Origin of the sequence: Flavobacterium sp. Arc2, from assembly GCF_041431385.1 — a bacterium.
In the GTDB taxonomy this organism is placed as follows: Bacteria; Bacteroidota; Bacteroidia; order Flavobacteriales; family Flavobacteriaceae; genus Flavobacterium.
Map to the genome: position 1 here is coordinate 1 of NZ_JASMRH010000062.1, position 1,466 is coordinate 1,466.

The 1,466-nt window shown below is 29.9% G+C and carries 1 protein-coding gene; it reads right to left on the bottom strand.

Going from position 1 to position 1,466, the window contains the following annotated elements:
• Positions 1-47: 47 nt before the first annotated feature.
• Positions 48-1,343 (bottom strand): IS4 family transposase, encoded by a 1,296-nt coding sequence (locus QO182_RS19425; RefSeq protein WP_371563711.1) that lies wholly within the window; start codon positions 1,341-1,343, stop codon positions 48-50.
• Between the last annotated feature and the right edge of the window lie 123 nt (positions 1,344-1,466).

Genomic DNA, 1,466 nt, shown 5'->3' on the forward strand with positions numbered 1-1,466 from the left:
GGCACGAGCGGGACGCTCGCGCTCAATGTCATTAAGTTAAGGGTTTTTCAAAAGCTATCTTTTTGATTTTTAGTTATATTAGGTTTTATTCTGGTTCTATATTTACCCGAATTTCTTTCAAAAGACCGATTGGGTCTTATTGGAATAAGGTTTTCTTTATATAACTGCTTAAGCTCCTCAAAAGATCTTTCCATTGATTTTGAAGTAAGAAATAAATCTAGTATCCTGTTTTTAAGAAAACCATACGATAAATTGGTGTTGATTTTATAATCATATTTTTTTTGTTGATTCGCATTAACTAAATCATCTTCTAATTCACTTACAATTAAGGTTTGTATATTGCTCACAAACAGTGCTGCATAGAAGTCTTGTTGAATACTTTCATTGGAGTAGCCTGAGAAATGTTCAACTTTTAATTTATTTTTTAGTCGATCATAAAATGTTTCTATTCCCCATCTTTGGCTATACAATTCTTTAAAAACTGAACTAGGATACTTTTTATTATCTAATAATGATGTGATTAATATTTCTGTTTGCCCTTTAGGGAGTTCTACACGTAATAATCTAACTTCAATTGGAGTATTCTTGTTGTATGGCTTGTCGGATATTTTAGTGTTTTTCCCAGGATAGATAGTTACTATTTGAGACTTCTTTTTACTTGATGCAAAATCAATGGTAACTTGACTAAAAGAAACTTTCACACGCATGAGAAAATTTAAATCTCTTTTTATATGCTCATAAATAAAACCATATGAAGGATAACCTCTGTCGTAAATTAATAAATCATTGGATTTACAATGCGTTAAATGTGACAGAGCTAACTTTCTTTCTCCTGAATTCAAAGGTGCTAATATTCCATCTAAGACATAGTTATTTTTAACATCGTATATTACTGAACATCTTGCTTGAACTATGCTAGTGGTTGTTTGGTTTTTTACATCACCATATATAGCTTTTAACTTATTAGTGATAGGTAGGGTAATTCGAGAACCGTCTATTGCTAATAGCCTAAATTCTCCCCATCGTTTTATAGCTTCATCATTATCAGTGTAAAATTCATCTATTAATGTTTGGGAGAGTTTTTTAAAGACTTCTGGTTTTACCTTCATTCGAGCTTGAACAAATGCGCTCTTTGTAAACTTACTACCAATATTGGGTTTTAGAAAACTTATGAAGTTATCTATTTCCATCGTCAGGCTTTTTCTAAGGAAGTTCAACATAAATAGCAAGATAAAAGGAAAATCCTGTTTTCTATTTCGTGTAAAGTGTTTTTCTGAAACTTTATATTCGTTTTTCAATTCCTCGCTAAATAATTGTGTTTGTATCTTTTTGAATATAAAAATAGCAGTTTTTTTTCAAAGTTCTAAATGATTGATTATCATATAAATATACGAAATTTTCTACAAATAAAACACGTAATACACTGAAAATCAGTAAAATAAACCCTTAACTTAATGACATTGCGC